The organism is Sphingomonas bacterium (assembly GCF_903644055.1).
Classification (GTDB): Bacteria; Pseudomonadota; Alphaproteobacteria; order Sphingomonadales; family Sphingomonadaceae; genus Sphingomonas_I.
This window is the reverse complement of record NZ_CAHJXD010000137.1, coordinates 1-5683: the sequence shown is the minus strand read 5'-3', so window position 1 is coordinate 5683 and position 5683 is coordinate 1. Positions and strand designations below refer to the sequence as shown.

Genomic DNA, 5683 nt, shown 5'->3' with positions numbered 1-5683 from the left:
CGCATGTTGGCGATGCCGCCTTCATACATCAGATCGACGATCAGCTTCACCTCGTGGAGGCATTCGAAATAGGCCATCTCCGGCGCATAGCCCGCCTCGGTCAGCGTCTCGAAGCCCGCCATGATGAGGTGGGTGAGGCCGCCGCACAGCACCGCCTGCTCGCCGAACAGATCGGTCTCGCATTCCTCGCGGAAGCTCGTCTCGATCACCCCCGAACGGCCGCCGCCGATCGCCGAGGCGTAGGAAAGTGCTACATCATGCGCGTTGCCGCTGGCGTCCTGGTGGATCGCGATCAGGCAGGGCACGCCACCGCCGCGCTGATATTCGGAGCGGACGGTGTGGCCCGGGCCCTTGGGCGCGATCATGAACACGTCGATATCGGCGCGCGGCTCGATCAGCCCGAAATGGACGTTGAGGCCATGCGCGAAGGCCAGCGCCGCGCCGGGCTTCATATTGTCCTTGAGATCGTCGGCCCAGATCGCCGCCTGATGCTCGTCGGGCGCGAGCACCATGATGATGTCCGCCCACTTCGCCGCATCGGCGTTGGTCAGCACCTTGAAGCCCGCCTCCCCTGCCTTCGCGGCGGTCGCCGAACCCGCCTTGAGCGCGATCGCGACTTCGGCGACGCCCGAATCGTGCAAATTCTGAGCATGGGCATGGCCCTGGCTGCCATAGCCGACGATCGCGACCTTCTTGCCCTTGATCAGGCCGATATCGGCATCGGAATCATAATAGACGCGCATTCTTCTGGTCCCTTTATCGGCGCTCGCGTGCTCCTGCGCAGGCAGGAGCCCAGTTTCGGGCCGCTCGATCCTGGGCTCCTGCCTGCGCAGGAGCACAACAAAGCTAGATCACCTCATGCCCCCGCGCGATGGCGGCGATGCCGGTGCGCGCGACCTCGATCAGGCCGACCTCGCGCATCAGCTCGAGGAACTTGTCGATCTTCTCGCGGCCGCCGGTCACCTCGAACACGAAGCTCGAGATCGTCGCGTCCACCACCCTCGCGCGATAGACTTCCGCGAGGCGCAAGGCCTCGATCCGATGATCGCCGGACCCCGCCACCTTCACCAGCGCCAGCTCGCGCTCGACGTGCGGCCCCTCGGCGGTGAGATCGAGCACGCGGTGGACGGGCGGCAGTCGATCGAGCTGGGCGATGATCTGTTCGATCGTCGCCGGCGCGCCCTTGGTGACGACGGTAATCCGGCTCACCGCCTCGTCCTCGGTCACGTCGGCGACGGTCAGGCTCTCGATATTATAGCCGCGCCCCGCGAACATCCCCGCGATCCGCGCGAGGATGCCCGGCTCGTTGGCGACGGTGACGGAGAGCGTGTGGCGCTCGGAAGCTTCGGATCGGATGTGCATGGTCTAGCTCCTCCCCGGCACGGGGAGGGGGACCGCGACGCGGAGCGGCGTGGTGGAGGGGGCTCGCCACGAGCGTTGCGCCAGGCGGAGGGCCCCCTCCACCATGCTGCGCATGGTCCCCCTCCCCGTGCCGGGGAGGACCTTGTTCTCCATCACACCAACGCCTTGGCCTCGTCGTCCATCGTGCCGGTCACTTCGTTGGCCTGGAGGATCATGTCGGTGTGCGCGGCGCCGCTCGGGATCATCGGCAGGCAGTTGGCGAGCTTGGCGACGCGGCAATCGACCATCACCGGCCCGTCATGCGCGAGCATCTCCGCGATACCGCCGTCGAGCGCGGCGGGATCCTCGATCCGCATGCCCTTCCAGCCATAGGCTTCGGCGAGCCGCACGAAATCGGGCAAGGCATCCGAATAGCTGTGCGAATAGCGGCTCTCGTAGGTCAGCTCCTGCCATTGGCGGACCATCCCCATATATTCGTTGTTGAGGATGAACACCTTGACCGGCAGGCGATATTGCGTCGCGGTGGCCATCTCCTGGATGTTCATCTGGATCGAGGCTTCGCCGGCGATATCGATCACCAGCGCGTCGGGGTTGCCGACCTGCGCGCCGATCGCCGCGGGCAGGCCGTAGCCCATCGTGCCGAGACCGCCGCTCGTCAGCCATTTATTGGGCGCTTCGAAGCCGAAATGCTGCGCCGCCCACATCTGGTGCTGGCCGACCTCGGTGGTGATGATCGGATCGCGGTGGCGCGTCGCCTCCCACAGCCGGCGGACCGCGTGCTGGGGCATGATCTCGGTGCTCGACGCGGGGAAATCGAGGCAGCGCTTGGCGCGCCAGCCCTCGATCTGCGCATACCAGCCGGAAAGGTCGGGCGTCGTGTACCCGCGCCGGCGCCAAAGCGCGGCGATCGCCCGCATCGCGCGCCCGGCATCGGCGACGATGCCGATCTCGGCGCGCACGATCTTGTTGATTGACGATCGATCGATATCGATGTGCACCTTGCGGGCATGCGGCGCGAAGGCGTCGAGCCGCCCGGTGACGCGATCGTCGAAGCGCGCGCCGATCGCGACGATCAGGTCGGCGCGGTTCATCGCATGGTTGGCCTCGTAGGTGCCGTGCATGCCGAGCATGCCGAGCCATTGCGGCGAGGTCGCGGGCAGCGCGCCGAGCCCCATCAGCGTCGAGGTGACGGGCGCGCCCGTCAGCGCGACGAGGTCGCGCAGCGCTGCGGTCGCGTCCGGACCCGAATTGATGATGCCGCCGCCCGTGTAGAGCACGGGGCGCTCGGCGGCGGCGAGCATCTCGACCACCGCCGCGATGCCGTCGGCATCGGGATCGGTCTGCGGCCGGTAGGAAGGCGCCGCAAACGCGCTTTCGGCGGTGGCGACCTGCACGTCCTTGGGCAGATCGATCAGCACCGGGCCGGGCCGCCCCTTGGTGGCGATGTCGAACGCCTCGCGGATCACGCCTTCCAGCCGCGCCGGATCCTTCACCAGATAATTATGCTTGGTGCAGTGCCGCGTGATGCCGACGGTGTCGCATTCCTGGAAGGCGTCCGATCCGATCAGCGCGGTCGGCACCTGTCCGCTGATCACCACCATCGGGATCGAATCCATCAGCGCATCGGCGATTCCGGTGACCGCGTTGGTCGCGCCGGGGCCCGATGTGACCAGCACCACCCCCGGCTTGCCGGTCGAGCGCGCGTAACCCTCGGCGGCATGCGCGGCGCCGCCCTCCTGCCGGACGAGGATGTGGCGAATCTTCGATTGCTTGAACAGCGCATCGTAGATCGGCAGCACCGCGCCGCCCGGATAGCCGAAGATCACCTCGACCCCGAGATCGACCAGCGTCTCGATCAATATGTCCGCGCCCGTGCGTTCGCCCGCCATGATTCGTCCGTCCGTTGGAATGGCAGGCCGGTTAGGGATAATATATTAGGCTGTCAAACCCTGTATCGTAATTTTATTACGTCTTAAGCGCGTGATTACACATAAAGTTCTTCCACTCGCCCGCTCTGCGATAGATTCATGGATGCTGATGGCGAAACCAGGTGCGCTGGCGCTTGGCATAGTTGCGCGTCGCCTGCCGTACCGCCGCCATGGCCTCGCTTGCCCCCAGCTCGCCGCTCAAGACGCGCGCGAACGGCGCGACGCCGATTGCCCGCATCACGGGCAGGCCTGGATCGAGCTCGCGTGCGAGCAATGCCTCGACCTCTCCGAGCACCCCCGCCGCGATCATCGCGCCGACGCGCGCGTCGCAGCGGGCGTAGAGCTCGGCGACCGGCGGATCGAGCATCGTCCACTCCCCCTCGATCCGCTCGGCGATGCCGCCCTCCCGGGCTTCGCGCCACGCGAGGATGCCGCGCCCGGTGCTTCTTACCACCTCCAGCGCGCGGTGGACGCGCGTCGTGTCGTTGGGATGCAGTCGCGCGGCCGCCGCCGGATCGACCTGCGCCAGCATCGCGTGCGCCGCCCCCGCCGGGATCGCGCGCACCTCGGCGCGGATCACGGGATCGACCGGCGGCACCGGCGCGATCCCGTCGAGCAGGGTGCGCAGATAGAGCCCGGTCCCGCCGACCAGGATCGGCAGCCTGCCCTCCCGCACGCAATCGGCGATGGCTGTCCGGGCCTCCGCCGCCCACTCCGCCGCCGAACAGGGATCGGCCGCGTCGCGATGCCCGTAGAGCCGGTGCGGCACGCGCGCCTCGTCCTCGGGGGACGGCCGCGCGGTGAGGATGCGCAGGTCGCGATAGACCTGGCTCGCATCGGCATTGATGATCGTGCCGCGCTCGCGCACCGCCATCTCCAGCGCCAGCGCCGACTTGCCGCTCGCGGTCGGCCCTGCGATGAGCGCCACCCGCGGCTTCGAGGATCCGGACATGTTCATCGCGACGCTGATAGCATCTCCCGGCGCGCTTACCGCCGCCGATGTCGAGAAAGCGCGCGATGCCCTGGCCGGGGCGGGCGGCATGGCCACGCACTTCGCCTGGATCGACGAAGGCGAGGCGGCTGACATTGCGTTCGGCCGGCTCGATCGCGCGGGCGCGCGCGCGGTGCTGGAAGGGCTGCTCCCCGATATCGATGTCGTCGTGCAGCCGCGTGCGGGCCGCGCCAAGAAATTGCTGATCGCCGACATGGATTCGACGATGATTACCGTCGAGTGCATCGACGAGCTCGCCGATTATGCCGGCATCAAGCCGCAGATCGCCGCGGTGACCGATCGGGCGATGCGCGGCGAGCTGGCGTTCGAGGAAGCGCTCGACGCGCGCGTGGCGCTGCTCGCCGGGCTCGACGCCGGAATGATCGACCGCTGCCATGCCGAGCGCGTCGTGTTGATGCCCGGCGCGCGCACGCTGGTGCGGACGATGAAGGCGCATGGCGCGCGTGCGGTGCTGGTGTCGGGCGGCTTCACCGTCTTCGCCGATCGCGTCGGCGCAGCGATCGGCTTCGATCGGATGCTCTCCAACGTGCTGGAGATCAGCGACGGCAGGCTCGGCGGCACCGTCCGTCGCCCGATCGTCGGCGCCGATGCCAAGCGCGAGACGCTGCTGAAAGAGACCGCCGCCTTGGGGCTGAAACCCGAAGAGACGCTCGCGGTGGGCGACGGCGCCAACGACATCCCGATGATCCGGGCCGCCGGGCTCGGCATCGCCTATCACGCCAAGCCCGCGACAGCCGCCGCCGCCGCCGCGCGGATCGAGCATCGCGATCTCCACGCCCTGCTCCACGCGCAAGGCTATCCGCGCAGCGCCTGGGTCGAGGACTGAGCCATGTTCCTCCCCTGGCAGGGAGGATCTTCTCAAATGCGATTCTAGAGGCTGTCCTGTTCAAGCCGGAACGTCACCCCGGCTCAAGGCCGGGGTGACGAGAGTTCAGACTCTAAGGCCCGGGCGCGACCACGAAGCAGCCCAGTCCTACCGCGACCATCTGCTGGCAGAGCGCGCCGGCGTCGGCGCGGCTGGCGAGTCCCGTCGCCTGCAAGCGGGTCAGCGCGCCCGCCGGCACCGCCGCATGGCCGAGGTCCGCCAGCGCGGGCACCTTGGCCGAAAGCCGCTTCCACTCGCTTTCGGCAGCCTCGGGAGACGCGACAGCAGCGATCTGGATGCGCCAGCCGCCGGACGGCACGAGCGCGGGCGCGGATGCCGTCGCCGTCGGCCGCGAGGGCGGCAGCGCGATCGTCGTCGGCGGCGCATAGGAGCTGGATTGCGCGGGTATCGCGGCGGGGGCAGCGGCTGGAGGTGTCGCCGCCGCTGCCGGAACGCCGGCTCCGATCGCTGCGGAGGTCACAGGCGGCGTCACGCTCGGCTGCGATCGGATCGTGG

At 68.5% G+C, this 5683-nt stretch carries 6 protein-coding genes; 1 reads left to right on the top strand and 5 read right to left on the bottom strand.

Annotated elements, in window-relative coordinates:
• The 4 genes from ilvC to miaA form a co-directional block, all read right to left on the bottom strand.
• Nucleotides 1-743 (bottom strand): ketol-acid reductoisomerase (ilvC, locus tag HUU94_RS05940; protein ID WP_174274180.1); only part of this gene is annotated, 743 nt, incomplete at its 3' end.
• A 103-nt stretch (nucleotides 744-846) separates the two neighbouring features.
• The gene (gene ilvN, locus HUU94_RS05935) at nucleotides 847-1362 is read right to left on the bottom strand and encodes an acetolactate synthase small subunit (protein ID WP_174274179.1); all 516 of its coding nucleotides are present in this window, start codon (nucleotides 1360-1362) and stop codon (nucleotides 847-849) included.
• A 152-nt stretch (nucleotides 1363-1514) separates the two neighbouring features.
• Nucleotides 1515-3251 (bottom strand): biosynthetic-type acetolactate synthase large subunit, encoded by a 1737-nt coding sequence (gene ilvB / locus HUU94_RS05930; RefSeq protein ID WP_174274178.1) that lies wholly within the window; start codon nucleotides 3249-3251, stop codon nucleotides 1515-1517.
• Nucleotides 3252-3387: 136 nt separating this feature from the next.
• Complete coding sequence (gene miaA / locus HUU94_RS05925; RefSeq protein ID WP_174274177.1) at nucleotides 3388-4242, bottom strand: tRNA (adenosine(37)-N6)-dimethylallyltransferase MiaA; 855 nt, start codon at nucleotides 4240-4242, stop codon at nucleotides 3388-3390.
• Here miaA and serB point away from each other — a divergent pair.
• Nucleotides 4241-5128, top strand: coding sequence for a phosphoserine phosphatase SerB (serB, locus tag HUU94_RS05920; protein ID WP_174274181.1), 888 nt, complete (start codon nucleotides 4241-4243; stop codon nucleotides 5126-5128). The genes miaA and serB overlap by 2 nt on opposite strands.
• 112 nt (nucleotides 5129-5240) lie before the next feature.
• Here the strand turns inward: serB and HUU94_RS05915 are convergent.
• Nucleotides 5241-5683, bottom strand: a 443-nt coding sequence (locus HUU94_RS05915) for an SPOR domain-containing protein (protein ID WP_217429570.1), incomplete at its 5' end; no start/stop codon positions are given.

Bases quoted from the DNA above. Each gene is read 5' to 3' on its own strand.
- serB (WP_174274181.1), top strand. From the start codon at position 4,241: ATGTTCATCGCGACGCTGATAGCATCTCCCGGCGCGCTTACCGCCGCC.
- ilvN (WP_174274179.1), bottom strand. From the start codon at position 1,362: ATGCACATCCGATCCGAAGCTTCCGAGCGCCACACGCTCTCCGTCACC.
- miaA (WP_174274177.1), bottom strand. From the start codon at position 4,242: ATGTCCGGATCCTCGAAGCCGCGGGTGGCGCTCATCGCAGGGCCGACC.
- ilvB (WP_174274178.1), bottom strand. From the start codon at position 3,251: ATGGCGGGCGAACGCACGGGCGCGGACATATTGATCGAGACGCTGGTC.